A 25,936-nucleotide genomic window follows, 5' to 3' on the forward strand; every position below is an offset into this window, starting at 1 on the left:
GGCCCGGCGGGACGCCGTGCGCCTGAAAGCGCCGAGGACGAGCACGAGATGATTCCGAGCGGCATCGCCCCCACCGAGGTCACGCGCATCCTGTTCCAGGACTTCTCCCTGTGGATGCTGCTGGCGTTCTATGCCTATGCCATCACCGCCATGGCCGTCTTCGGCTTCGGCGTCTATGTGCAGGTGCGCAAGTATCGCAGCGGGCAGCGCGGCGCGGCCTTCTCCTGGCGCCAGCTCGCCACCCGTCTTGCGGATACCGCGAAGGTCATCGCCAGCCACCGCGCCCTGCGCCGGCGCGATGCCCGCACCGGGCGCCTCCACGCCTTTATCTTCTATGGCTTCACGCTGCTGTTCATCGGCACCGCCACCATCACCTTGCAGGAAGACATTCTGGGCCCGCTGCTCGGCGTGAATTTCTGGCACGGGCAGTTCTATCTCCTCTTCAAGCTGGTGCTGAACCTGGCCGGCGCCGGCTTCATCGCCGGGCTCACCTATATGATGTACCGGCGCGGCTGGCTGCGGCCGCCCAAGCTCGACTATGCCCGCCCGGACCGCACCCCCGAGGATGCGGATTTCAGACGCGAGCGCTACCGCATCGAGGATTGGGCCTTCCTGTGGACCCTGCTGCTCATCGGCATCACCGGCTTCCTGCTCTCCGGCGCGCGCATGGTGTGGCTGCAGGCCGAGCCGGCGGTGTGGGAAACCCGCTGGTGGGCGCCGTTCGGCGCGCTGGTGGCGGCCGGGCTGAAAGCCATCGGCATGAGCAGCGAGGGCGCCGGCGCCCTGCGCATGGGCCTGTGGTGGTTCCACGGCGTGCTGGCGCTCACCTTCGTCGCCCTCATCCCCTATACCAAGGCCAAGCACATCGTCACGGCCGCCACCTCCTGGCTGCTGAAGGACCCCAACGCGCTGAACCACTTGCCGCTGGGCCATCTCGATGCCGACCACATCGGCTATCGCACCCTCGGCGACGTCTCCAGCCGCTATCTGGTCCAGGCCGATGCCTGCACCAAGTGCGGCCGCTGCCACGAGGCCTGCCCGGCCCGCGCCGCCGGCTATCCGCTCTCCCCGCGCGACGTCATTCTGACGCTGCGCGAGCAAGCCAACGCGCTTCTGGGGGAAGTGCTGCCGAAGCCGCGCGCCGCCGCCTGCGCCACGCCGCTCGTCGGCCTCGCCACTGGCGAATTCCGGCCGGACACCCTGTGGTCATGCCGCCAGTGCGGCGCCTGCACCGAGATCTGCCCGGTGGGGGTGGAGCATCTGCCACTCATCAACCTGCTGCGCCGCGACATGGTGGACCAGGGCGACATGGACAGCGCCCTGCAGCGCACCCTCGGCGCCATCGGCAAGACCGGCAACTGCTTCAACGAAAGCCGTCGCAAGCGGCCGCAATGGACCCGCGACCTGCCGTTCAAGATCAAGGACGCCCGCAAGGAGCCGGTGGAGGTGCTGTGGTTCGTGGGCGACTATGCAAGCTTCGATCCGCGCAGCCAGAAGGTCAGTCGCGCCTTCGCCCGCATCCTGCATGCCGCCGGCATCGATTTCGGCATCCTCTATGAGGGGGAAACCACCGCCGGCAACGACGTGCGGCGCGTGGGCGAGGAAGGCCTGTTCCAGCAACTGGCGGAAGGCAATGTGGAGACGCTTTCCGGCTGCACCTTCTCGCGCATCGTCACCACCGATCCGCACTCCTTCAACACCCTCAAGAACGAGTATCCGGACCTCGGCGGCAGCTATCAGGTGAGCCATGCCAGCGCCTATCTGAAGGAGCTGCTGGACGCCGGCCGCATCGCGCCGGCGCGGCAGCTCGACTTCACCGTCACCTATCACGACCCCTGCCATCTCGGCCGGCTCAACAAGGGCTATGACGCCCCGCGCGAGGTGGTGGCCGCCACCGGCGCCAAGCTGGTGGAGCTGCCGCGCAGCCGCGACAATTCCTTCTGCTGCGGCGCCGGCGGCGGGCGGGTGTGGGTGCCGGACCCGCCCGGCACCTCCAAGGTCAGCGAGATCCGGGCCCGCGAGGCGGCCGAGATCGAAGGGCTCGACGTGCTCGTGGTCAATTGTCCCAAGTGCATGACGATGCTCGAAGATGCGGTGAAGACCACCGGCAATGAGCGCAACTTCCGGGTGATGGAGCTCACCGAGCTGCTGGCGGAGGCGCTGGAGGCCGACGCGGTCGCCCCGGCGGCGGCTCCGGCCGAGGTGGGCTAGCCATGCGGGCGCCGGCGGCCGCTCCCCCCACCGACATGGCGGCCCTGCTGCTGGCCCTTGAACGGCGGGCCGACCCCTATCTGTGCCTGCCCGCCTATGGCGCGGCCGGCGCCACGCGGGCGCAGGCGGGCCTGGCGCGCATCCTGCTCGCACGGGAGCGCCTGAAGCTCGCCTTCGCCGCCCTGCCCTTCACACCCGTCCGCTTCCTGGAACGGCTGGCGCAGGAGCAGCGCCCCGCCGTGCTGCGGCGCCTCGCCCGCAATCCCGCCAGCAGCGCGGCGGTGCTTCTGAACGTGGCCCAGCATCTGCCGGACCAAGAGACACGCATCGCCGTCGCCGGCCATGCCAACGCACCGGCGCTGCTGCTGGCCGGGCTGGCCGGCGATGCCGATACGGTGGTGCGCGGCGCCCTGCTGCGCAACCCCGCCACGCCCACACTGGTGCTGCACCGCCTGCATGTGGGGGCCAGCCCCGCCGAAGCCGCCCTGCTGGCCCGTCATCCGCAAGCCGATGCCGCCCTCCTTCTCGCGATCGCCGCACGTGGCGTGCCGGCGGCAACCTTGGAGCTGGTCGCCCACCCGGCCTGCCCGCCGGCGCTGCTCAATGCCGCCTGGCGCGATCCAGATCCCGCCTTCCGCCGGCGCTGCGCCGGCAATCCGGCGCTGGCGCGCGCGGCCGCGCGGAGCCTGCTGGGTGATCCCGACCCCGCCGTGCGGGCCGAAGCGGTGCGCGCGACGGCCGGCGGCCGGGCGGGCGCCGGCGAGGACCCGGCGGCCCGTGTGCGCCGGGCCCAGGCGCGCCATCTGCGGCTGCCGCGTGCCCTCGCCATGGCGCTGAGCCACGACCCCGACGTGTGGGTGCGCACCTGGCTGGCACGCAACCCCAGACTGCCGAACACCGTCCTCCTCGCCCTCTGCCGCGACGATGCAGCTCAAGTCCGCCATGCGGCGGGGCGCAATCCGCAGTGCCCGGACGACGCCCTTGCCGCCCTCGCCACGGATGGGGATGCGTGGGTTCGTGCCGGCGTCGCCGATCGGCCGGACCTGCCCACGGCCGCCCTGCGCGCGCTGGAGGGCGATGCGCATGTCGACGTCTCCTCCGCCGTCGCCCGCAATCCCAAGGCTCGCGGCCCCGCCCTGGTGGCCCGCGCCCGGCATGCCGATGCCGATGTGCGCCGGGCGGTGGCCTTGAACCCGTGCGCGCCCGCCCTCGCGCTGCAGCCGCTGCTCGCCGACCCCTATCCGCTCAACCGCGCCATGGCCGTGCGCCATCCCAATCTGGCCGATGCCGATGCCTGGTCCCTGGCCGACGATCTCGAGCCGCAGGTGCGGTTCGCGGTCGGCGCGCGGATGGTCGCGCGGCTCGCCGCGCACGCGCCCATGCAGCGGGCGCACGCCGCCGAATTCTCTCCAGCCCTGTGAGGACGCCCATGAAAATACTCGTGCCGGTGAAACGTGTCGCTTCCCTCGATGACGAGTTCGAGCTCCGCGATGATGGCCGCGATGTCGACCCCGACTTCTGCGAGTTCGATCTCAACGAGTTCGACGAATACGCGCTCGAAACCGCCGTCCTCATCAAGGAAGCCGCACCGGAGGGGACCGTGGAGGTGGTGGTTCTCACCATCGGCCCCGACGATGCCGACGACACCCTGCGCAAGGCTCTTGCCAAGGGCGCCGACCGGGCCATTCGGGTGGATGATGCGGACCTCGGCGACGCCGACCGGGTCGCCATCGCCCGCATCATCGCCAAGGTGGCGGAACAGGAGGAGCCGGGCCTGGTGCTGTGCGGCGCCCAGTCCTCGGACTTCGGCCATGCGCAGACGGGCATGTCGGTGGCAGCCCTCCTCGGCTGGCCGCGGGTGGCCGTGGTTTCCCGCCTCGACTATGCGCCCGGCGCCGCCAGCGCCACGGTCGAGCGCGAGCTGGAAGGCGGGCTGGTGGAGCGCATCGAGGTGGAAACACCGGCGGTGCTGACCATCCAGCTCGGCATCAACACGCCGCGTTACGCCTCCCTGCGCGCCATCAAGCAGGCCAACGCCAAGGCCATCGAAAGCCGCACGCCCACCGACCTCGGCCTGAGCACCGGGGAGATCGGCGGCGCTGGCGCGCTGAGCCGGGTGCGGCGTGTCTACGTGCCCGAGCGGGGCAAGAGCGAAATGATCGAGGGCACGCCGTCCCAGCAGGCGGCCCGTCTGTTGGAAATCATCGAGGAGGTGCAGGGCTGATGTCTGGAATTCTCATTCTGGCAGAACATCGGCGCGGCGAGCTGCGGGCCGCCACGCTGGAAGCCATCGGCGCCGCCGGCCAGTTGAAGGCGGCGGTGGGCGGCGAGGTGAGCGTGGCGGTGATCGCCACCGACCCCTCCGCCTTCGTGCCCGCGGTCAGCGTCGGCGCGGTGGACGAGGTGGTCACCATCACCACACCCGAGGCCGCGACCTTCGAGCCGCACCTGTATGAGCGGGCCCTCAGCGACCTGATCGCCGCGCGCAAGCCGGCCCTGGTGCTGATGCCCCACAGCGTCGACAGCTGGGCGCTGGCCCCGGCGGTGGCCATCGCCAACGACCTCGGCTTCGCCACCGACGTATTCGGCCTCCAGGTGGAGGAGGGCGCCGTCGTCGCGACGCGCGCCGGCTACCAGGAAAAGGTGTTCGTGGAGATCGACTTCCCCGGTCGCGCAGGGGTGCTCGTCACCCTGCGTAGCGGGGCGTTCGAGCCCGCCGCCGGCCCGGCCCAGCCCCGGATCACCCCGTTCGAGGCCGGCGATGCCCAGCGACGCAGCCGGCACCTGGACTGGCGTGATCCCCCGGCCACCGGCGGCATCGATATTCCCGGCTCGCCCTTCATCCTCTCCATCGGCCGCGGTGTCGGCGACGAGGCCAACGTGGCCCAGTTCCTGGAGCTCGCCGAGGGCCTGGGCGCGACCCTGGGCTGCTCGCGGCCCATCGCCGACAACGGCTGGCTGCCCAAGGCGCGCCAGGTGGGCCAGTCCGGCCAATTGGCGGCGAAGTGCAACCTCTACGTCGCCATGGGCATCTCCGGCTCGGTGCAGCACCAGTGGGGCATGAAGCACGTGGAGAACATCATCGCGGTCAACAAGGACCCCGAAGCCTCCATCTTCTCCATCGCCCGCTACGGCATCGTCGGCGACATGCTGGAGATCGCCGAGGAAGTGCGCAAGCAGAAGGGCCTTTAGGCCTCGCCGCAGCACCCGGCCGCCCGGCTGCACGCGCCGGGCGGCGCACACGCCAAGTGCTGAACATGCCAAGTGCTGAACACGCAAACCATAGAACACGTCCACAAGAACGCCCGGGCCGGCACGCCTGCCTGACCTGAAGCCGAGCACACGGGCGAGGGAGGAAATCGTGACCACCATCACCACTGTCCAAGAGGGGACCACGACTGAGGGGCGACTGCATCGCTCCATCAGCTGGACCGGCGCTTTCTGGGTCGCGAGCGGCGTGCCCGCCCTCGTGCTGTTCTCCATCGGCGGCATCGCCGGCATGACCGGGACCCTGTCATTCCTGATCTGGGGCATCTCCATCGGCATGGGCTTCATCCAGTCCTTCATCTATGCCGAGATCGCCGGCCTGTTTCCCAACAAGTCCGGCGGCGCCTCCATCTACGGCGCGGCCGCCTGGGTGCGATATGTGAAGCTAGTGGCGCCGCTCTCGGTGTGGTGCAACTGGTTCGCCTGGAGCCCGGTGCTCTCGCTTGGCTGCTCCATCGCCGCCGCCTACATACTCAACGCCCTCGCCCCGGTGCCCGCGCTCAACAGCCCGGAAGTGGCGCAGTGGCTCACCCTGCACGGCGCCAGCCTCACCGGCACCGAGGCCGAGAAGGCCGCCGCCGCGGTGGCCGCGCTGACGCCCCACATCCGGGACTGGACGCTGATGACCCACGCCATCGGTCCGGTGTCCTTCTCCCTCAATGCCGCGTTCTTCGTGGGCGCCGCGCTCATGCTGCTGGTGTTCGCCATCCAGCATCGCGGCATTCTCGGCACCGCCAATGTGCAGAAATGGATCGGCCTGTCGGTGATCGTGCCCATGCTGGTGGTGGGCATCGTTCCGCTGCTGACGGGACAGGTGAACTGGAGCAATTTCTCGCCGCTGGTGCCGCTGGCCGCTGCCGGGGCGCCGGAAGCCGGCAGCTGGAACATTCCCGGCTGGACGCTGGTGCTTGGCGGCCTGTTCATCGCCGCCTGGTCCACCTACGGCTTCGAGACCGCGGTGTGCTACACGGGCGAATTCCGCAACCCCGAGCGCGACACCTTCAAGGCCATCTTCTATTCGGGCCTCCTGTGCCTCGCTTTGTTCATCCTGGTGCCGTTCACCTTCCAGGGTGTTCTGGGCCTCAGCGGCATGCTCGATCCGGCCATCGTCGACGGCTCCGGCGTCGCCCAGGCCATGGCCCACATGGTGGGCGGCGGCAAGATCGTCGAGAGCGTGCTCGTCATGCTGATGATCCTGGCGCTGATGCTGTCCATCATGACCGCCATGGCCGGCTCCTCGCGCACCCTCTACCAGGGCGCGGTGGACGGCTGGCTGCCCCGCTTCCTCGACCATGTGAACGAGCACGGCGCGCCCACCCGCGCCATGTGGACCGACCTGTGGTTCAACATCGTGCTCCTGGCCATCGCGTGCGCCGACAGCACCAGCTTCTTCTTCGTGCTGGCGGTGGCGAATGTGGGCTACATCATCTTCAACTTCCTCAACCTGAACTCCGGCTGGATCCACCGCATCGACAGCGCCCATGTGGACCGGCCCTATCGGGCGCCCACCTTCATCCTCGCCCTCGGCACCGTGTTCGCCTTCGTCAATGCGGTGTTCATGGGCGCCGGCGCGAAGGTGTGGAACCCGGTGGCGCTGTGGGCCGGGCTCATCACCGCCGCCCTCATCATCCCGGTCTTCATCTACCGCCATTACATCCAGGACGGCGGCAAGTTCCCGCATGAGACCTTTGAGGATCTGACCATCGGCGACGGCAAGCACACGCAGAAGCGTGCCGGCATGCTGCCCTATCTCGCGCTCATCGCCGGACTTGTGGTGGTGCTCGCCTCCAACTGGCTGTTCCAGCTCTGACCCCCGGCGGCCCGGCGCCTGCCGGGCCGTCCTCTCCCCGCATCAAGAAAGGACCCGCAGCATGACCGCTGGCCTGCCCGCCTATTCCCGTCTTTCCGCCCTGTCCGATCGCCACCGGGCCCTCGGCACCACCTTCGAGGCGGCGTGGAACGACATGCCCGTGCCGCAGAACTACGCCACCGACCCCGATGACGAGGTGGTCGCCGTGCGTACCGCCGCCGGCCTGTTCGACGTCTCCGCCCTTCGCATCATCGACGTCTCGGGCCGCGATGCCCTGGCCGTGCTGGAGGAGCTGTTCACCTCCGATATTGCCAGCATCGCCCCCGGCTCGGCCTCCCTCACCGGGCTGCTGGACGACAACGGCAGCATCATCGATGACGTCCTCGTCTATTGCGATGGGCCGAACGCCTATCGGGTATCCCACGGCAGCGGCGCCCTGGAGGACCTGCTGCCGGCGGCCGCAGCGGGACGCGACGCGACCTTCCGCAAGGACAATGACGTGCACATGCTGTCGCTGCAGGGCCCCAAGGCCCTCGACATCCTGGCGCCGCACACCGGCTTCGAGCTGAAGACCCTGCCCTATTTCGGGCATCGGCGGACCAGCCTGTTCGGCCGCCCGGTCTCCATCGCCCGCGGCGGCTATTCCGGCGAGCGCGGCTATGAGGTGTCCTGCGCCTCCGGCGACGCCGTGGTCCTGTGGGATGCCATTCTCGAGGCCGGCCGGCCGCACGGGGCCATGGCTGTGTCGTGGTCCTGCCTCGACATCGTCCGCGTGGAAGGCGGCCTGCTCTTCTATCCCTATGACATGCCGGAAGGAGATACGACGCCATGGGAAGCCGGGCTCGGCTGGACGGTGAATCCGGACAAGCCCGCCTTCCGCGGCCGCGACGCCGTGCTGCGCCGGCGCGGACAGGAGCGGGTGGCGCAGGCGGGCATTGAGATCGACCATCACGCGGCCATCGAGCCGGGGGCGAAACTGTTCCGCGATGGCCGGGAGGTGGGCATCGTGAATTCCGCCACCTACAGCCGCTACGTCATGCGATCACTGGCCCTGGTGCATGTGGCGCCCCACCTCGCCGGCTGCGGCACCGAGCTGGAGGTTCACAGCGGCGAGGAGCGCTTCCCGGCGCGGGTGGTGAAGACCCCCTTCTATGATCCGCTGCGCCTGCGGACCCACCCGCTCGACGAACGGACGGCCTGACCTTCCGCAGCTGCCGCGACAGGCCGAGCCGTAACCCGGGGGCTTCCTCCTGGGAACCTTGCCGGAGCGCGGGCGGTGCGAGGCCGCCCGCCTCCGGTCCTTTCCCGTGAGGCCCCTTTGCGTGCAGCTTCCACCCGAACTCCGCCCGACGTTCCTCGCAGCCGCGAGATGCCGGGCGGCAACGCTCGCCGAAAAGGCAGAATTGCCGGCGGCTTCACCCCCCATATGCACTGCAACATCGAAAGAGATAGGGAGCATGATGACGCAACGTCCGCATTGCCAGGGGGCAACCGCTCGGCTTTACTCAGATCGGAACTATTCAAGTGTACACACATGCCGACGGGAGCGTGAGGCATGGCAGAATCACTTCCCGTTCCACTGGCTTCCGCATTCGGGCGATACAGCGCCGTGCCGCTGAACAGTCCGGAGTGGTTCGCCCATGTGGGACAGGTGGCGCGGGTGATCGGCAGCGACCGCTTTCATCGCGAGCTGGTGGAATTGTTCGGCGCCGCCATCGACCATGATGCGTGCTGGATTATTCGCTATTCGCGCGTGGCCCCGCCCGACGTGCTCTTCACCAAGAACGTGGCGAGCGATGTGGTTGCATATTACACTAATATCTACGCCTCGGTCGACCCGTTTTCCGAGTATTGGCGCAATAATGGCAATCCAGGCGTGCTTCAGCTGAATGACGTGCGCGCTCCGGGCCGCGCCTGGGACCTCTACCACAAGGTGTTCCAGACCGTCGCCAGCATCTCCGACGAGCTCGGCATTTTCTTCTCCACGGTGGGCCACTGCTGCTTCGGGCTGTTCCTGGAGCGGGAGAGCGGTGGCTTCTCACCGGCGGATATCGCACGCGCCAAGCTCATCTTCCCCATGCTGGAGGGTTTCCACCGCTCCCATCTGGGCGCCCTGTTCAACAGCCTGCGCCACCTGCGCGGGCCGCAGGTGGAAGGCTTCATCACCCGCCCCACCCTCATCAAGGACCGCTTCGGGGTGGATGTCTTCTCCAACGAGGCCTGGCGGAAGGCGGCGGCGGGCGAGCCGGCGCTGACGACGCTGGTAGAGGACTTGCACACCACCGGCGATTGCCAGCCGCGGGCGCTGCCGCCGTTCACCGTGAAGGTGGAGGCATTCGATCGCGATTTCCCGCTGGCACCGGGCGGGCGCATGTATGTGCTCGACACCGATGCCCCGCCCCGGGTGGAGGATCCCGACCGCCTGCTGGAGGAAGCGCTGAAGATCTTCACGCCACGCGAGCGGGAGATCGTGCTCCTGCTCATGAATGGCGAAACCACCGGCGGCATTGCCCAGAAGCTCAACCTCAGCAAGGGCACCATCAAGAACTGCCGGCTGCGCATGTATCGCAAGACCGGCGTGGGCTCCGAACGCGCCCTTGTGAAGCACGTGATGCAGCACCTCGATCCCCGGCGCGACGCGACGCCGGGCTGACCCTGCCGGCCCGGCCACTCATGGCTTGCGGGCGGCGCTGGAACGATGTACGCATTCAATATCTCAATATTCATTGAGTTATTGAATTATGGACGAGACCCACGCCCTTTCCGTCTTCGCCGCCCTGGCCCAGGAGACGCGGCTGCGCATCGTGCGCCTGCTGGTCGAGGCTGGACCTGAGGGGCGTCCAGCGGGTGCCATCGGCGCGGCGCTGGGCGACGCCTCCTCCTCCCGCCTGTCCTTCCACCTGAGCCATCTGGAACACGCCGGGCTGGTTCAATCGCGGCGTGAAGGGCGCTCCATCATCTACAGCGCCGTCTATCCGGCCCTCTCCGACCTCATCGCCTTCCTCATGCGCGACTGCTGCAGCGGACATCCCGAGGTGTGCGCGCCCGCGGTCGCCGCCCTCTCCTGCGCCTGCGAACCGAACAAGGACGACACCCATGCCTGAGGTTGCTCACGGGCACGTCTATAACGTGCTGTTTCTGTGCACCGGCAATTCCGCCCGTTCCATCCTCGCCGAAAGCATCCTGGGCAAGGATGGCGCCGGCCGCTTCCGGGCCTTCTCTGCGGGCAGCGCGCCCAAGGGGGAGGTGAACCCCTTCGCCCTCAAGACGCTTGAAGCCTATAACTATCCTGCGCAAGGCTTCCGCTCCAAGAGCTGGCTCGAGTTCGCCGAGCCCGGCGCGCCGGTCATGGATTTCGTCTTCACGGTCTGTGACAACGCCGCGGGCGAAGCCTGCCCCCTCTGGCCGGGCCAGCCCATGACCGCCCATTGGGGCATCGAGGACCCCGCCGCGGTGGAAGGGTCGGACGTCGCCAAGGAGGCGGCGTTCAACGCGGCCTTCCGCTACCTGAAGAACCGCATCTCGGTCTTCACCGCCCTGCCCATCGCCCGGCTGGACCGGCTGGCGCTGGACGCCAAGCTGCGGGCCATCGGCCATCTGGCCGGCGCCACCTCCCCCCGGCCGGATGTGGCGTGAGGCCTGATCATGGACGTCATCATCTACCACAACCCGGACTGCGGCACCTCGCGCAACACCCTGGCCATGATCCGCAATGCGGGCATCGAGCCGCACGTGATCGAATATCTGAAGACGCCGCCCTCCCGCGCGCTGCTGCAGCAGCTCATCGCCCGCGCCGGCCTTTCGGTGCGTGACGTGTTGCGGGAAAAAGGTACGCCCTATGCCGAACTCGGCCTCGGCGACCCGGCCCTGTCCGACGATGCGCTGCTCAACGCCATGATGGCCCATCCCATTCTCATCAACCGCCCCATCGTCGCCTCGCCCAAGGGCGTGCGCTTGTGCCGCCCCTCCGAATTGGTGCTGGACCTGCTGCCCCCGCAGCAGGGCGCCTTCTCCAAGGAAGATGGCGAGCGCGTGGTGGACGCCGCCGGCCATCGTGTCGCCGGCTGAGCCATCGGAGATCCCCCATGTCCCTGTTCGAGCGGTATCTCACCGTGTGGGTCGGCCTGTGCATCGTCGCGGGCGTGCTCCTCGGCCATCTGGCGCCGGCGGTGTTCCACGCCATCGGCGGCATCGAGATCGCCCAGGTGAACCTGCCGGTGGCGGTGCTGATCTGGCTGATGATCGTGCCCATGCTGCTGAAGATCGATTTCGCCGCCCTGGGCGAAGTGGGAAAGCACTGGCGGGGCATCGGCGTGACGCTGCTGGTGAACTGGGCGGTGAAGCCCTTTTCCATGGCGCTGCTGGGCTGGCTGTTCATCGGCTGGCTGTTCCGCCCCCTGCTGCCCGCCGACCAGATCGACAGCTATATCGCCGGCCTCATCATCCTCGCCGCCGCGCCCTGCACCGCCATGGTGTTCGTGTGGTCGAACCTGACCCGAGGCGAGCCCCATTTCACCCTGTCCCAGGTGGCGCTCAACGACGCCATCATGGTGGTGGCCTTCGCCCCCATCGTCGCGCTGCTGCTGGGCCTCTCCGCCATCACCGTGCCGTGGGGCACGCTGGTGCTGTCGGTGGTGCTCTACATCGTCATTCCGGTGATCGCCGCGCAGATGCTGCGGCGCCGGCTGCTGGCGCACGGTGGACAGGCGGCGCTGGACCGTCTTCTGTCGCGGCTCGGCCCGCTCTCCCTGGTGGCGCTGCTCGCCACATTGGTGCTGCTGTTCGGCTTTCAAGGCGAGGCCATCATCGCCCAGCCCCTGGTCATCGCGCTGCTGGCGGTGCCGATCCTGATCCAGGTCTATTTCAACGCCGGCCTTGCCTATGTGCTGAACCGGATCGTCGGCGAGGCCCATTGCGTCGCCGGCCCCTCCGCCCTCATCGGCGCCTCCAACTTCTTCGAGCTGGCGGTGGCGGCGGCCATCTCCCTGTTTGGCTTCACCTCCGGCGCCGCGCTCGCCACCGTGGTGGGGGTGCTGATCGAGGTGCCGGTGATGCTGTCGGTCGTCTGGATCGTGAACCGCTCCAAGGGCTGGTATGAACGTGGAGCCGCCACCGGCGCGGCGGCAAGGAGCACGCCGTGACCGACACCAGCCTGCCAAACGTGGATGAGGGCCTGCTCGACATTCCCTCCCCCGAACGGTTGTTCCCCGTCACGCCGTCGCGCCATCCGCCGCGCATCCTGCTGCTTTACGGCTCGCTCCGGGAGCGCTCCTATTCCCGTCTGCTGACGCTGGAGGCCGAACGGCTGCTGCGCCATTTCGGTGCCGAAACCCGCGTCTTCCATGCCGACGGCCTGCCGCTGCCGGACGGGGCACCGGTGGAGCATCCCAAGGTGCAGGAACTGCGCGCGCTGACCTTGTGGTCGGAAGGTCAGGTGTGGTGCAGCCCGGAACGGCACGGCGCCATGAGCGCCGTGATGAAGGCGCAGATCGACTGGATTCCCCTCGCCATGGGCGCCATCCGCCCCACCCAGGGCCGAACCCTGGCCCTGATGCAGGTGTGCGGCGGCTCGCAATCCTTCAATGCGGTGAACCAGATGCGCATTCTCGGCCGCTGGATGCGCATGCTCACCGTCCCCAACCAGTCGTCCGTGGCCAAGGCCTATCAGGAGTTCGAGGAAGGTGGCCGCATGAAGCCGTCCGGCTATTACGACCGGGTGGTCGACGTGATGGAAGAGCTGGTGAAATTCACCCTGCTGACCCGTGACATCTCCCCCTATCTCACCGACCGCTACAGCGAGCGCAAGGAAGCGGCCGCGAAGCTGGAGGAGCGGCTGGCCCTCGGCCCAGCCCTGCGGTGAACGCCTCGGCTGCGGCCCCCTGCGGGTTGCCTGAGCGCCGCGCCCAGCGCCGCGTCGTCAATGCCCTCGGCATCGTCCAGATCCTGACCTGGGGCTCCTCCTTCTACCTTCTTGCGGTGCTGGCCGCGCCCATCGCCCGCGACACCGGCTGGCCCATGCCCTGGATCATGGGCAGCCTTTCGTTGGGGCTGCTGGTGGCCGGCGTCGCCTCTCCCCGCGTGGGCGTGTGGATCCATGCGCGAGGCGGCCGGCCGGTGCTGATGGCCGGCTGCGCGTGCATTGCCCTCGGCCTCACGGTGGTCGCCACGGCGCCGCACCTCGCCGTGTTTGCCGTCGGCTGGTGCCTCATCGGCCTCGGCATGGCGGCGAGCCTCTATGATGCGGCCTTCGCCACCCTGGGCCACCTTTATGGCGCCGCCGCCCGCCGGCCCATTACCCTGCTGACCCTCTGGGGCGGCTTTGCCAGCACCGTCTGCTGGCCGCTCTCGGCCGCACTGGAGGCCCATGTGGGCTGGCGGGGCGCCTGCCTCGCCTATGCCGCGGCCCAGCTGTGCGTGTGTCTCCCGCTGCTGGCGGCGTTTCTCCCCGCGACCATCCGGGCAGGCGCGCAGGACGACGTGACCGCGAAGTCCGAGCCCCTCGCGCTACACGGGCGCGAGCACACCGCCTTTCTCCTTCTCGCCGGCATCGTCACCCTGGTCGGGGCCATTGCCTCCACCATGTCGGTGCAGGTGCTGGCGCTGTTGCAGGCGCGCGGCTTCAGCCTCGCCGAAGCGGTGGCCGCTGGCGCCATCATCGGCCCCGCGCAGGTCCTGGCGCGCATCGTCGAGCAGTTGAGCGGCGGCCGGCATCATCCTCTATGGACCATGGCCGGCGCGGTGGGGCTGATGGGCCTTGGCCTGATGCTTCTCGCCGCTGGCTTCCCTATCGTTGCCATGGCACTAGCCGCCTATGGCGCCGGCAACGGCATCTTCTCCATCGCCAAGGGCACGGTGCCGCTGGCGCTGCTGGGTGCGGCGCGCTATCCGCGGCTCGCCGGACGCCTCGCCCGGCCCGCCCTGCTGGCCCAGGCCCTCGCGCCGCTCGGCGCCGCCTATCTCCTCACCGCAGGCGGCGCCCAAAGCGTGCTCGCGGCCATGCTGATGCTGTGGCTGGTGTCGGGCACGCTGCTGGTGCTGCTCTGGCGCCGGCAGGTGTGATCCGGACGCCATGAGGCTCGTGCCGGCGATGCCCCGGTGGCTCAATGGACCTCGCGCCCATCCAGCCAGCGATAATAAGGCAGGATCATCCGCGCGGTGGCGGTGACGAAACCGTGCAGGGGCAACGGCTTCGGTGGAGTGGGCGGCAGGGCCAGCTCGGCATCGGGCCGGCCGAGCACCGCATCGGCCAGCACCGTGCCCATCCCGCAGCACAGGGCCAGTCCCCGCCCATTGCACCCGACCCAGGCGGCGAGGCCTTCGTCGGTGCGATGGAGATGGGGCAGCCGATCGACCGTCATCGCAATGCGCCCGCCCCAGAAATCCGGCATCGGCACCGCCGCGAGCTCGGGAAAGAGCTGCGCCAGCCGCCGCCGCACCGCCGCCGGCAACCGGGATGCCGCCCCCATCTGGATCGCCAGCGCCGCCCCGGAGACGAGACGCCCCTCGCGATCCTTCCGCATGTAGCGCAGATCGCGGCGGGTGTCCGAGAAGGCCTCATCTCCCGGCAGGATGCGCGCGGCGAGCGATCCCAGCGGCGCGGTCGCCACCTGATAGGACGTGACCGGCACGAAGGTCCGCCGCAGACCCGGCCACAGATCGCCGGTATGGGCGCCGGTGGCGAGGGCGACCCGCGGCGCCCGCACGGTACCAGCCGGCGTCGTCACCTGCCACAGCCCCCCTACCCTCTTCAAGGCCGTGGCCGGGCTGCCCTCGAAGATGCGCACGCCGGTGCCGGCGACCCCACGGGCCAGGCCGACGGTGAAGGCATAGGGGTTGATGTGGCCACCGCCCCGGTGCAGCCAGCCGCCGGCGCAACGCGAGATCGCCTCGCGCGCCGGGTGCGGGACTTGAGGAAAGAGGGGCGGCGGGCACCGCGCCGGCCGCCGCGGGATCACGCCGCCACCGTCATCTTCTCGATGCCGTAGATCCGATCGGCAGCGAGCAGGCAGATCACCGCGAGCAGCAGCTGCAGGGTGCTGAGGGCGGCGATGGAGGGATCGAACTGGTTCTCGATGTAGCTCAGCATCACCACCGGCAAGGTGTTGGTCTGCGCGCTGCCGAAGAAAAAGGAGATCGGCAGATTGTCGAACGAGGCGAGGAAGGAGAACAGCGCCCCTGAGAGCGGCGGAGCGGATGTGTTCGTGCATATCTCGGCCGTGGAGCGGGCGGGGATGCAGTCCCTCTCTGAAGGACAGAAGCTCCAGTTCGAGATCGTCCGGAACGACCGGACTGGCAAAAGCTCGGCAGGCAATCTTCAGGCTGCGTGACGTTTTCGTGGCGTTGATCACGGATGTACTGGCAACGACAGAAGTGCACTTGAAGAGAACAGTGGAAGGCTCCGCCCCATTAAGGCAGAGCTTTTTGCTGTTGAATTGACATCCTTGGATAATATCAGAATATTCTGAGTATTTTAAGCGTCAAAAACGGCCTACGCTCTCGATCACGGCTCCCGGAAGGCCGCATTGGCGCGGTTCCTACAAAGAAGGAGGGCTAGGAGACCGAGCATGGCCGTGATGAAAGCCTTAGCGCATGAATTCGCTGATTTTACCCAGGTGACCTGCTTCGGCTCCATCGGTCAGCGGGCGGAACGTATCCTCCTGATAGGGCGCCCCTGTCACAGACATGGGGCACTCGCGATAAGGACAGTGCTGGGCTCGATTCATATAAATGAAACAATTATAAACTCAATTATCCATAATATAATATAATTATATCGTTTATTTCCATGTATTAACGCCATCTACGTGTCGATCAGCCCGTACCGATCGCCCATATTCAGTCTCCTCAAAGAGCCTGAATAGGATCGATCGCCACAAACCGATGGATCCTGAGCCGAGCACTTCAGGCCGGCAGGAGCACAACGCCCATCGCGCCATGACCGAAGGCGCCAGCACGGTCCACCAAATCGCCGAAGCCGAGGCCCGCGCCGCTCGCCAGCCATCGCGTCACGGGCCTCACGCCGATCCATTCACCTTCTGGCGCGCGCGTGAAGTGCACGGAGAGATCCACGTTGGGATAGCCCGCAACCGGTGGCGGACCCGGCAGACCGGGACGCGCCATGCCATGGATGGTGTCAGCGGGAGAAAGAGCGGCAAGAAAGGCTGAGGCCCTGGGGAAAAGCGGCATCTTCCAGCGAAACCACACGGCGCCATCCGGCGCCGCGCGTGGATCCAGGACATCCAGCAGCCACGGCAGGCCATGAGATGCGCTAGAAACACGCGGCGGCAGTGCTTCAGGGTCGATTGCGGGCGGCGGCGCATCCGAAGCATAATCAGCCTCAAGGGTCGAAATGGGCGTCTCCCCGACGAATGTCATCGAGCAGCGCGCCGTTATCTCACCTTCAGCGCTTAGGGTCGCATCGAACAAGGCCACGCGACGGCCAACGCGAACCGGTTGCACGCTGACCTGCAACGGGCAACCCAAAGGAGTCGGCCGGAGAAAGTCCGTGCGAACGGAGAGAGGCCGCAGGCCATCGGGCGCCGCCCGCTCCATTTCCGCGGCCATCATGCTCGTGACCACTCCGCCATGGACGCCATTGAATGGGCCGCGGGCAAAAGGTCCCGGCTGCCACCGACCACCGCCAAGCGCCTCGATCACACACGCGCTCTCCGCCGACGTCTGAAGCAATATTCCCTCCTCTGTTGCGACCGGAATAGAGGCCAGCCTGCGAAATGCAATCCGGTCCTCAAACAAAGGCCACACTGACCGACCCGCAGGCCCCAAAGTCCGCCACATCGGTTTCGCCAGCCCGGGCGCACACCAGATCAGTCAGCGCGCCGGTACTGATCAACTGGCCCGTCCTCAACCCGATGTCCGTAGCGGCCAGCGCGTTCGCGAGCCATAACACCGACGCAACCGGATGATCCAGCGCAGTGCGAGGCACTCCCACGCGACGCCGCGCGCCCTTGCACAGCAGCGCAGCGTCACCTCGCCTGCGAGCAGATCTCGATCCCTCCAGTACTCGATCGCGTCACCGTATGGACAGATACGCGAGACGGTCATCGCAGAGACCCGAAGGGCGGGTTCTGCTATTTTGAACCTGCCCTTGCCTGCACCCTGCCGGCTATTCCTGGAAGGCCTCGTCCCGTGTCTGCCGGATGGCGGGAAGGAGGACGGCGACCAGCGCGAAAGCGGCCAGCGCCAGCAACGCGGCAGAGATCGGCTGGGTGACGAACACCGTGGGATCGCCGCGGGAGATCAGCATCGCCCGCCGCAGATATTCCTCCAGCATCGGCCCGATCACGAAGCCGAGCAGCAGCGGGGCCGGCTCGCATTCCAGCTTCACCAGCACATAGCCCAGCACGCTGAAGGCGGCCATGGTGTACACGTCCGTCGGGTTGTTGTTCACGCTGTAGACGCCGATGCAGCAGAACGCCACGATGGCCGGGAACAAGAGGTGGTACGGCACGCTCAGGAGCCGCACCCACAGCCCGATCAAGGGCAGGTTGAGCAGCACCAGCATGGCATTTCCGATCCACATGGAGGCGATCAGCCCCCAGAACAGCTCCGGCTTCTCGCTCATCACGTTCGGCCCGGGCGTGATGCCCTGGATGATCATCGCCCCGATCATCAACGCCATCACCGGATTGGAGGGGATGCCGAGCGTGAGCATGGGGATGAAAGAGGTCTGGGCCCCCGCATTGTTGGCGCTCTCCGGCCCCGCCACGCCGGCGATGGCCCCCTTGCCGAACTCCTGCGGATGCCTGGAGACCTTCTTCTCCAGCGAGTAGGAGGCAAACGAGGACAGCATCGCCCCGCCTCCCGGCAGGATGCCGAGGATGGAGCCCAGCGCCGTGCCGCGGATCACCGGGGCGATGATGGCCTTGAACTCCTCCTTGGTGAGCAAAAGCCCCTTCACCTTGGCGGAGACGAAGGAACGTCTGGTCTCGTCCTCAAGATTCCGGATCACCTCGCCGATGCCGAACATGCCCATGGCCACCGCCACGAAGTCGAAGCCGTCCGCGAGTTCGGGCAGACCGAAGGTGAGGCGGCTCGTGCCCGTATAGATGTCCTGTCCGGAGAGACCGAGCAGGAGGCCGAGCACGATCATGCCCAGGGCCTTGATCATGGAGCCGGAGGCCAGCGTCACCGAGGCGACGAGGCCGAGGACCATCAGCGAGAAATATTCCGGCGGTCCGAAGGCCAGCGCCACCTGCGCCAATGGCGGGGAAAGGACCGCCAGCAGCACGGTGGCCACCGAGCCGGCGAAGAACGAGCCCAGTGCCGCGGTGGCCAAAGCCGCCCCGGCCCGGCCCTTGCGGGCCATCTGGTGACCATCCAGCGCGGTAACCACCGAGGAGCTCTCCCCCGGCAGGTTAATGAGGATCGCCGTGGTGGAGCCGCCATACTGCGCACCGTAATAGATGCCGGCGAGCATGATGAGCGCCGCCACGGGCGACAGCCCGAAGGTGATCGGCAGGAGCATGGCAATGGTGGCCACCGGCCCGAGGCCCGGCAGCACACCGATCAGAGTGCCCAGCAGCACCCCGATGAAGCAGTAGAGGATGTTCTGGAAGCTCAGCGCGACGGTGAAGCCGAGGCCGAGATGATCAATGAGTTCCATGGCCCTGCCCCTCAGTATCCGCCGAGCCAAGGCCCGATGAGCTGGATCGGCAGCCCCAACCCCTTGATGAAGACGAGCCAGCTGAAGAAGGTGAAACCGGCGGCGAGAGGAAGGGCGGCGGCAAGCGAGAAGCTCCGGCTGCCCAGGAAGGCGAGGAGCACGCTGGCGGCCACCGCCGGCAGGAAGCCGAGGGGCTGCATGGCGGCGGCGAAGGTAATGACGGCGCAAAGCAGCATGATGAAGCCGCGCCAGGCGAAGACGCGATGAACCTGGGCACCCGGCACCCGCAGGCCGAGCACCACCAGCAGCACCCCGAACAAGGCGAGGACCACCGACAGCACCATGGGGAAGTATCCCGGCCCCATGCGCCCCGCGCTCCCGAACATGAGGCCGCTTGCCTGAAACGCAAACACCCCACCCAGGACGATGAACACGGCCCCGCACAACACATTCGTTGGGTTCTTGACCAAAGGCACGCACCCCTCCCTCAATAGTACTGTTCTCAGTACATTCTTCTTGAATACGAAAGCGGCGCCAGTCTCATCTGGAAGTCCGGGCAAGGTGTGGCCGCTTTAGATCCGCCTAGCCGAAGCCAGCCACCGCGGCGGGTCGGGCCCCATGACCGGCTGCGATGGGAGGCCCCCGCCCCCGCGCCGTTCGCTAGCGCCCCTCGAAGATGGGCGGGCGCCGCTCCCGATAAGCTGCAACGGCTTCCTTGTGGTCGCGCGACGAGAAGAGCAGCCCCATGTGGGAGGAAACCTGATCGAGGTGCGTCCTCAGATCCATGGTCACGCCCTGATAAGCGGCACGCTTCATGAAACGGATAGCCAGCGGCGGCCCCGCTGCGATCCGCGCCGCCAGATCCATCGTGTGGTTCATCAGGCAGGCGTCATCCACCACCGAATTCACCAGTCCGATGCGCTCCGCCTCATCGGCTTCCACGAAGCGGCCGGTCCACAGCAGCTCGAGCGCCTTCGGCATGCCGATCAGGCGCGGCAGGTACCAAGCCCCTCCGTCGCCAGCCATGATCCCGATGCGCACATAAGTTTCGGCGAAACGCGCACTGCACCCCGCGATGCGGATATCGCCCATCAGCGCCATGTCCATGCCGGCACCCGTGGCGACTCCGTTCACCGCCACCAGCACCGGCTTGTCGATATCCAGGAGGGCGAGCGGCACCCGATAGACCCGGCTGCGCAGCCCCTCCTTGCGGGCCAACGGCCCATCGTCCTTGCGCTCGTCCATGGAACCCACGTCGCCCCCGGCGCAGAAGGCGCGCCCTGCCCCGGTGACGACGATGACTCGCACGTCGTCACGGCGCTGAGAGTCCAACAGCGCATCGGCCCAGGCATGCAGCATCTCGGTGGTGAAAGCGTTGAGCTTCTCGGGGCGGTTCAGCGTGATCACCGCGACCTGCTCCTTCACCTCATAAAGCACTTCGCTCATGGCTCGCTCCAAATACCCAGCGCATCGACGATGGTGAGGCCCTCGCCCGACGCGTGGACGAACACCGGGTTGAGATCCAGCTCCTTGAGCGTGTCCGTCGTGTCGACCGCGATCCGGCCCAGCACAACTAGCAGCTCGGACACGGCCGTCACGTCGCACACCGGCCGCCCTCGTGCACCGTTGAGAATGGGAAATCCCTTCAAGCGTTCGATGGTCCGCCGCGCGGTGTCCGGTGAGAGCGGAGCAGGCGCGATCTGCACGTCATCGAGTATCTCGGCGAAGATCCCGCCCATACCGATCATGACCGCCGGACCGAACGTGCTGTCCTGCAGGATGCCCGCGATCATCTCCACGCCGGGCCGGGCCATTGGCTGGACCAGAACCCCGCGCAGATCGGCCTGCGGCGCATGACGACCGGCTGCCGAGATGAGGCTATCATAGGCCTCAGCAATGACAGGAGCGCTCGCCAGACCGAGACGGATGCCATCCGCCTCGGTCTTGTGGGGGATGTCCGGCGACTGGATCTTGAGCGCAACGGGAAAGCCCACGTCCTGCGCCATCTCCATCGCCTGGGCGGCGCTCTGTGCCAAGTGCTCGCGCGCGATCGGTAGACCATAAGCTGCAAGCAGGGCTTTGGCCTCATACTCGCACAGGCTGGCGCCCGGAGATCGCAGCACATCGGCCGCATCGGCCGGGGGCGAGACGGCCTTCGAGACACTGAACCTTTGGTCGATTTCTCGCTGCACCTCGGCGTAACGCAGCAGGCTTTGAAGCCCGCGCACGCAGCCGGTGATGGTCGTGTAGCACTGCAGGCCGAGTTCGTTCAGAATCTTCAGCGCCGCCTCCGAGGGCAGCGAATAGGTGTAGAATAGTACGGGCTTGCCCAGAGATTTCGCGACCCGCGCGATGTCCTTGCCCTCGCTCAATAGACGCGCCTCATGGGCAAAGGAGGCCGCGACGATGATGGCGTCGATCCCATCGCAATCGCCCAGCACCTCCAGGCTCTGGGCATAGCCATTCACCCCCTGGGCCGTGATGTCGACCGGGTTCTGCGTGGAGCCATAGGACGGGATGAAGCTCGCCAGCCGCGCCTGCCGCTCCGGATCGATGGGCGGGACCACAAAGCCGTGTCCTTCGCAGGTGTCGGCGAGCCACACGCCGGTTCCGCCGGAGGTGGAAACGATGGCGACCCGGTTGCCCCGCGGCAGGGGCTGGTGGGCGAGCGCCGTGGCGAGATCGAGCATGTCGTCCTGATCGTCGGCAGACTGGACGCCATAATGATCGAGCACCGCGTCGGACACCCGCACCGAGCCGGCGATGGCTCCGGTGTGGGACTGTGCCGCGCGCTGCCCGGCTGAGGAACGGCCCACCTTCGCCATGATGATGGGCTTGCCCAGGCGGGCGGCACGCTCCGCCGAGCGCAGGAAGGCCTCGGGATCGCGCACGCTCTCCACATACATCAGCACGCATTTCACCGCCGGCTGATCGAGCAGATAGTCGAGGAAGTCGTTGCTCTCCAGATCGACCTGGTTGCCCACGCTCACGATGTGGCTGAAGGCGAGATTGCGACGGCAGCCGCGATTGTAGAGCGAGAAGCCCAGCCCGCCGCTCTGGGACACGATCCCCAACCGAGGGGTCGTGTCGGCGAGGGCCGGAGCATCGATATTGACGCCAGGGCTAAAGGTGGCGGCGATATTGGCGCCCACCGTGTAGAAGCCCTCCGCATTGGGCCCGCAGACCCTTAGGCTGGTGCTGGCGCAGATCTCAGCGATCTCACGCTGGAGACGGTGTCCCTCCTCACCCTCTTCCGAGAAGCCCGAACTGAACACGACAGCCCCGCCGATGCCCCGCTGCGCGCACCGCGCCAGCGTTTCGGGCACCTGGGCCGCCGGTACCGCGACGAGCGCGAGGTCGATGGGATCGGGGAGGTCCTCCACGCGGGCGAAAGCCGCCAGCCCTCCGACGGTGGGACGGGCCGGATTGACCGGATAGAGCGCGCCAGCATAGCCGTGACGCTGAAGCATGCGCAGGATCTTGCCGCCGATCTTGCTGGGACTGTCCGACGCGCCGATCACCGCGATGCCGGCCGGATTGAAGAAACGATCAAGCATGTCCAGCAACGGCCTCAGTTTGAAGTGAACGATACTGCTCCGGGGCTACGATCATGGCCCACAGATGGTCCCCGCCAAGGCAGGCCACTTGCTCGCCGATCCAGCGCGCCCATTCGACCTCGTTGCCGAATTCATCGCGCCAGGCCATCAGCCGACGGGTGTGGAAGTGCAGCGGATGCTCATAGGTGAAGCCCATAGCGCCATGCACTTGATGGGCGGCGGCGATGACGGTTCCGGCGGCCTCGCTGGCGCGAAGCTTAGCCGCACCAGCCTCGAACGCCGCGCCATCGCCGGCGAGCGCCGCCGCCAGCATAGCGGCCTGTGACGCAGCGGCCTGCGACGCCAACTCGACCACCTGGTGCTGAATGGCCTGGAACTGGGCAATGGGCCGCCCGAACTGCACGCGCTCACGGGCATATTGAACGGTCATCGTCAGCACAGCCTGCATGGCGCCAGCCATCTGCGCCGCGCGGATCAGCGCGCCCTCACGATAGAGCACACCGGCAGACGCGGCGGTGCCCGGTTGGCCAACCCCTGCATCCGATATCGGCCAAGCCGAGAGATCGAACGTATCGCGCGGCTCGTGTGCGCAGTTGATATCGAGATGGGTCGGCTGCGCTCCCATGACCACCACAGTACGAGGCCCGTCGGCACTTGCGGCCGTGGCGACGACGGCGGTCGCGTTACGCCCCCAGGGCACGCGTGCCAGCCGGCCCGAAAGGCGCCAGCTACCCGGCTCGCCCGTCAAGTTCAGGTCCGACGGCAGGCCAACGAGCGTAAGGGGTCCCTCCAGCGCCTCGTCGTCCAGCCCCGCCGCAGCCAGAGCGCGTCGCGCGAGGAGGTTTTCCATCAGCGGAAGGGGAACCGCGTGAGCACCCGCGACGCCGGCGATGGTGACGAGCGCCACGAGATCCAGAGGGTCTTCCTCCGGACCGCCCGGACGGATCATGGTCAGCCCGAGGTCGGCCGCCATGTCCCACAAGGAACTCTGCCACTCTCCTTGTTCGGCAAGGACGCGGAGCGCCTCCGTGCAGGTGTCGGCGAACAGCTTTGTCGCCGAGTCGCTTATCATTTTCGTAAGTTCGTTCATCGCATGCCCAGGCTCTTGGCGAGGATTCCGCGCAGGATCTCGCGCGTACCGCCTCGAATGGTGAATGAAGGCGCGTGCAGGGAAATATGGTCGAGCGCATGGGCGAGGGCCGGATTACCTGCGGCGCCGAAGCGCGCCTGTTCCGGCACCACCTTGCGCACCACCTCAGGAATCTCCCGCTCGAAGGTCGTACCGAGATCCTTGACGAGCGCCGCCTCGGTGTTGGGCAGAGAGCCCTCCTCTACCATTCCGGCAATGGAGCCCGACATCTGGTGGAGGGTCCAGAGATGGGCCGCGAGGCGGCCCACAGCCTGACGCGTCGCACCGGCGTCCGGCCCTTTCCTTTTCGCTTGGTCCGCCAGTTGGCGGAGCAGGAAGTAGGAGCTGAGCCACCGGTCAGGCCCGCTACGCTCGTAGACAAGCTCGCTTGTGACCTGCTTCCAGCCTTGCCCCTCTTCACCCACCAGCATCGCGTCCGGCACAAACACGCCGTCGAACACCACCTCGTTAAAGTCCTGTTCGCCGGCAAGATTGCGGATCGGACGCACCGCGATCCCCGGGGACGACAGATCCACGAGAAACTGGCTGACGCCTTCGCGCCGGGTCGGCCCGGCTTCGCCCGTGCGAGCGAACAGAATCATCATGTGGACCCGGTGGGCGTTGCTGGTCCAGAGCTTGGCGCCATTGACCTGCCAGCCCCCCTCCACCTTCACCGCCTTGGTGCGAATAGAGGCGAGGTCCGAGCCTGAATCGGCCTCGCTCATGCCGATGCAGAAGAAACACTCCCCGGCCGCAATGCGCGGCAGGTAGGTCTGACGCTGGTCCTCGGTTCCGAATTTCAACAGCAACGGGCCGCTCTGTCGATCCGCGACCCAGTGCGCCCTGACCGGCGCGCTCGCGGCAAGCAGCTCTTCCGTCACCACCAAGCGCTCCATGGCGGTGCGCTCGTGCCCGCCATAGCGCTTAGGCCAGGTCATGCCGATCCAGCCTTTGCGGGCAAGCGCCCGGGTGAAGGCTGGGTCGTAGCCAGCCCAGCCTTCCGCGCCTGGCGCGTAAGCGCCGGAAGACTGGCGCTCCGCCAGGAATCGCCTGACCTCGTCTCTTAGGGCTGCAAGCTCGGGCCGAGGGGGAAGGGGCTCGAACTGAATGGACTGACTGACCAAAGGCGCTGCTCCACTCGCTTCGTGCCGGATCGCGGGCCTCGCAAATCGCGGCGGACGGACAATAGATGCTTTTCTCACTTGTGAAACATTTTTTTTCATATATGAATTTTTAAAGCGGCGCGCGCCACCGGAAAGGCGCAAGCGGCTGCGCGGGTAGGCGTCCGGCACAAACGTTCGCCCGCCAATTCAACGTGGGCAAAGCCCCGAGGGAGGAACCGAATGTTCAAAAACACAATTCGCGCGCTTGTGGTGGGGGCCCTCTTGGCTCCAACTGCCAGCCACGCGGCAGAGCCCTATCCGCAACGTGCGGTGCGCATGATCGTGGGCTTCGCCGCTGGCGGCCCGACGGATCAGGCGGCGCGGATCGTGGCTGAAGCCATGGCGACGCCCCTCGGCCAGCCTGTCGTGGTGGAGAACAGGCCCGGAGCGAACAGCACCATCGCCGCGCGCGCTCTGATGAGCAGCCAGCCCGATGGCTACTCTCTCCTGCTCGCTTCGAATGGCATCCTGACCGTCGCCGGAGCGCGCTATAAGTCACTGCCGTTCGACATTGAGCGCGATTTCGTTCCGATCGGTTCGGTCGCCGGCTATTCCCACATCCTGGTCATGCCGCCCGCCAAGGCAGTTCCGGACCTGAAAACGCTGATCGCCAACGCCAAGTCTGCCAAGCTTCCCATGACCATCGCTTCGGTCGGGAACGTCGACGACCTCTCCATCGCCCTGTTCCGCAAGCTCACCGGCGTGCAGTTCGACATCATCCCCTATCCGGGACAGTCCGCTGTGCTCAGCGATCTTATTGCGGGGCGGATCGACATGTCCTTCCTGGCCCCCACCGTGGCTGGGCCACTCATCGAATCGGGGAAGTTGAAAGCAATCGCGGTGTCTGGAAGGTCGCGCCTGGAAGTCCTTCCCAACGTGCCTACCATGGAGGAGGCGGGCGTTCCCGGTTTCGTCCTCGAGATCTGGAACGCGCTCATGGCTCCGACGGGAACCGATCCCGCCAAGATCGCCACGCTCTCCAAAGCGCTGCGCACGGCGCTTGCCGAAAAGAGCGTGAAGGAGAAGCTCGCCCATAGCGGTCTTGTGCCTCTTCCCGACACGCCCGAAGAACTGGCTCTCAAACTCAAGACCGAAGGCCAGGAGTGGAAGCAGCTTGCCACAGAGGAAAAGTTGCCCCTTCGAGACCTCTGAGCCACGCATCCACGATCATCGGGA

The 25,936-nt window shown here is 67.1% G+C and carries 23 protein-coding genes and 1 pseudogene; 15 read left to right on the top strand and 9 right to left on the bottom strand.

Translation table 11 applies throughout. The features are described from left to right. Positions 1-48: 48 nt before the first annotated feature. The 13 genes from ACU4E7_RS21795 to ACU4E7_RS21855 all read left to right on the top strand — a co-directional run bounded on the left by ACU4E7_RS21795 (position 49) and on the right by ACU4E7_RS21855 (position 14,347). Positions 49-2,211, top strand: a complete 2,163-nt coding sequence (locus ACU4E7_RS21795; protein ID WP_447020121.1) for a heterodisulfide reductase-related iron-sulfur binding cluster — start codon at positions 49-51, stop codon at positions 2,209-2,211. Positions 2,212-2,213: 2 nt separating this feature from the next. After that, complete coding sequence (locus ACU4E7_RS21800; RefSeq protein WP_447020122.1) at positions 2,214-3,632, top strand: hypothetical protein; 1,419 nt, start codon at positions 2,214-2,216, stop codon at positions 3,630-3,632. Between the two features lie 8 nt (positions 3,633-3,640). Continuing rightward, positions 3,641-4,435 (top strand): electron transfer flavoprotein subunit beta/FixA family protein, encoded by a 795-nt coding sequence (locus ACU4E7_RS21805; RefSeq protein ID WP_238120995.1) that lies wholly within the window; start codon positions 3,641-3,643, stop codon positions 4,433-4,435. Beyond that, positions 4,435-5,403 (top strand): electron transfer flavoprotein subunit alpha/FixB family protein, encoded by a 969-nt coding sequence (locus ACU4E7_RS21810; RefSeq protein WP_238120994.1) that lies wholly within the window; start codon positions 4,435-4,437, stop codon positions 5,401-5,403. Before ACU4E7_RS21805 ends, ACU4E7_RS21810 begins: the two co-directional genes overlap by 1 nt. Positions 5,404-5,572: 169 nt before the next feature. After that, complete coding sequence (locus ACU4E7_RS21815; protein ID WP_447020123.1) at positions 5,573-7,288, top strand: APC family permease; 1,716 nt, start codon at positions 5,573-5,575, stop codon at positions 7,286-7,288. A 61-nt stretch (positions 7,289-7,349) separates the two neighbouring features. Next, positions 7,350-8,489 carry an aminomethyltransferase family protein gene (locus tag ACU4E7_RS21820; protein ID WP_447020124.1) on the top strand — a complete coding sequence of 380 codons (1,140 nt, stop codon included), beginning with the start codon at positions 7,350-7,352 and terminating at the stop codon, positions 8,487-8,489. Positions 8,490-8,843: 354 nt separating this feature from the next. After that, positions 8,844-9,941, top strand: coding sequence for a response regulator transcription factor (locus ACU4E7_RS21825; protein ID WP_447020125.1), 1,098 nt, complete (start codon positions 8,844-8,846; stop codon positions 9,939-9,941). 88 nt (positions 9,942-10,029) lie between these two features. Continuing rightward, positions 10,030-10,392: an ArsR/SmtB family transcription factor gene (locus tag ACU4E7_RS21830; RefSeq protein WP_447020126.1), complete on the top strand. Its 363-nt coding sequence runs from the start codon at positions 10,030-10,032 to the stop codon at positions 10,390-10,392. After that, a complete protein-coding gene (locus tag ACU4E7_RS21835) occupies positions 10,385-10,924 on the top strand; it encodes an arsenate reductase ArsC (protein WP_447020127.1) in 540 nt (179 codons plus the stop codon). The genes ACU4E7_RS21830 and ACU4E7_RS21835 overlap by 8 nt, the downstream gene beginning before the upstream one ends. Before the next feature lie 9 nt (positions 10,925-10,933). After that, positions 10,934-11,356 (top strand): arsenate reductase (glutaredoxin), encoded by a 423-nt coding sequence (gene arsC / locus ACU4E7_RS21840; protein WP_447020128.1) that lies wholly within the window; start codon positions 10,934-10,936, stop codon positions 11,354-11,356. Between the two features lie 17 nt (positions 11,357-11,373). Continuing rightward, a complete protein-coding gene (gene arsB, locus ACU4E7_RS21845) occupies positions 11,374-12,429 on the top strand; it encodes an ACR3 family arsenite efflux transporter (RefSeq protein WP_447020129.1) in 1,056 nt (351 codons plus the stop codon). Then, complete coding sequence (gene arsH, locus ACU4E7_RS21850; RefSeq protein WP_447020130.1) at positions 12,426-13,148, top strand: arsenical resistance protein ArsH; 723 nt, start codon at positions 12,426-12,428, stop codon at positions 13,146-13,148. Before arsB ends, arsH begins: the two co-directional genes overlap by 4 nt. A gap of 26 nt (positions 13,149-13,174) precedes the next feature. Then, on the top strand, positions 13,175-14,347 hold the full coding sequence (locus ACU4E7_RS21855) for an MFS transporter (protein WP_447020131.1): 1,173 nt from the start codon (positions 13,175-13,177) through the stop codon (positions 14,345-14,347). 41 nt (positions 14,348-14,388) lie between these two features. On the opposite strand, the gene ACU4E7_RS21860 is transcribed toward ACU4E7_RS21855, so the two are convergent. After that, on the bottom strand, positions 14,389-15,243 hold the full coding sequence (locus ACU4E7_RS21860; protein ID WP_447020132.1) for an NAD(P)/FAD-dependent oxidoreductase: 855 nt from the start codon (positions 15,241-15,243) through the stop codon (positions 14,389-14,391). Beyond that, positions 15,240-15,374 carry a hypothetical protein gene (locus tag ACU4E7_RS21865; RefSeq protein WP_447020133.1) on the bottom strand — a complete coding sequence of 45 codons (135 nt, stop codon included), beginning with the start codon at positions 15,372-15,374 and terminating at the stop codon, positions 15,240-15,242. Before ACU4E7_RS21865 ends, ACU4E7_RS21860 begins: the two co-directional genes overlap by 4 nt. Before the next feature lie 88 nt (positions 15,375-15,462). Between ACU4E7_RS21865 and ACU4E7_RS21870 the strand changes: the two are divergent. Then, positions 15,463-15,615 (top strand): annotated as a pseudogene (locus ACU4E7_RS21870) (cold-shock protein); the annotation flags it as partial. A 574-nt stretch (positions 15,616-16,189) separates the two neighbouring features. Here ACU4E7_RS21870 and ACU4E7_RS21875 read toward each other — a convergent pair. The 7 genes from ACU4E7_RS21875 to ACU4E7_RS21905 form a co-directional block, all read right to left on the bottom strand. Continuing rightward, positions 16,190-16,945 (bottom strand): thioesterase family protein, encoded by a 756-nt coding sequence (locus tag ACU4E7_RS21875; protein ID WP_238120941.1) that lies wholly within the window; start codon positions 16,943-16,945, stop codon positions 16,190-16,192. A 466-nt stretch (positions 16,946-17,411) separates the two neighbouring features. After that, on the bottom strand, positions 17,412-18,911 hold the full coding sequence (locus tag ACU4E7_RS21880; protein WP_447020134.1) for a tripartite tricarboxylate transporter permease: 1,500 nt from the start codon (positions 18,909-18,911) through the stop codon (positions 17,412-17,414). A gap of 11 nt (positions 18,912-18,922) precedes the next feature. Continuing rightward, positions 18,923-19,387, bottom strand: a complete 465-nt coding sequence (locus ACU4E7_RS21885) for a tripartite tricarboxylate transporter TctB family protein (RefSeq protein WP_447020135.1) — start codon at positions 19,385-19,387, stop codon at positions 18,923-18,925. A gap of 184 nt (positions 19,388-19,571) precedes the next feature. Next, positions 19,572-20,357 carry an enoyl-CoA hydratase/isomerase family protein gene (locus ACU4E7_RS21890; RefSeq protein ID WP_447020136.1) on the bottom strand — a complete coding sequence of 262 codons (786 nt, stop codon included), beginning with the start codon at positions 20,355-20,357 and terminating at the stop codon, positions 19,572-19,574. Then, positions 20,354-22,468 carry an acetate--CoA ligase family protein gene (locus tag ACU4E7_RS21895; RefSeq protein WP_447020137.1) on the bottom strand — a complete coding sequence of 705 codons (2,115 nt, stop codon included), beginning with the start codon at positions 22,466-22,468 and terminating at the stop codon, positions 20,354-20,356. Before ACU4E7_RS21895 ends, ACU4E7_RS21890 begins: the two co-directional genes overlap by 4 nt. After that, on the bottom strand, positions 22,461-23,558 hold the full coding sequence (locus tag ACU4E7_RS21900) for an acyl-CoA dehydrogenase family protein (protein ID WP_447020138.1): 1,098 nt from the start codon (positions 23,556-23,558) through the stop codon (positions 22,461-22,463). Before ACU4E7_RS21900 ends, ACU4E7_RS21895 begins: the two co-directional genes overlap by 8 nt. Then, the gene (locus ACU4E7_RS21905; RefSeq protein ID WP_238120935.1) at positions 23,555-24,721 is read right to left on the bottom strand and encodes an acyl-CoA dehydrogenase family protein; all 1,167 of its coding nucleotides are present in this window, start codon (positions 24,719-24,721) and stop codon (positions 23,555-23,557) included. Before ACU4E7_RS21905 ends, ACU4E7_RS21900 begins: the two co-directional genes overlap by 4 nt. 219 nt (positions 24,722-24,940) lie before the next feature. On the opposite strand from ACU4E7_RS21905, the gene ACU4E7_RS21910 reads away from it, so the two are divergent. Next, a complete protein-coding gene (locus tag ACU4E7_RS21910) occupies positions 24,941-25,912 on the top strand; it encodes a Bug family tripartite tricarboxylate transporter substrate binding protein (protein ID WP_238120934.1) in 972 nt (323 codons plus the stop codon). Positions 25,913-25,936: the final 24 nt, after the last annotated feature.

This window comes from Xanthobacter sp. ZOL 2024, assembly GCF_052932325.1.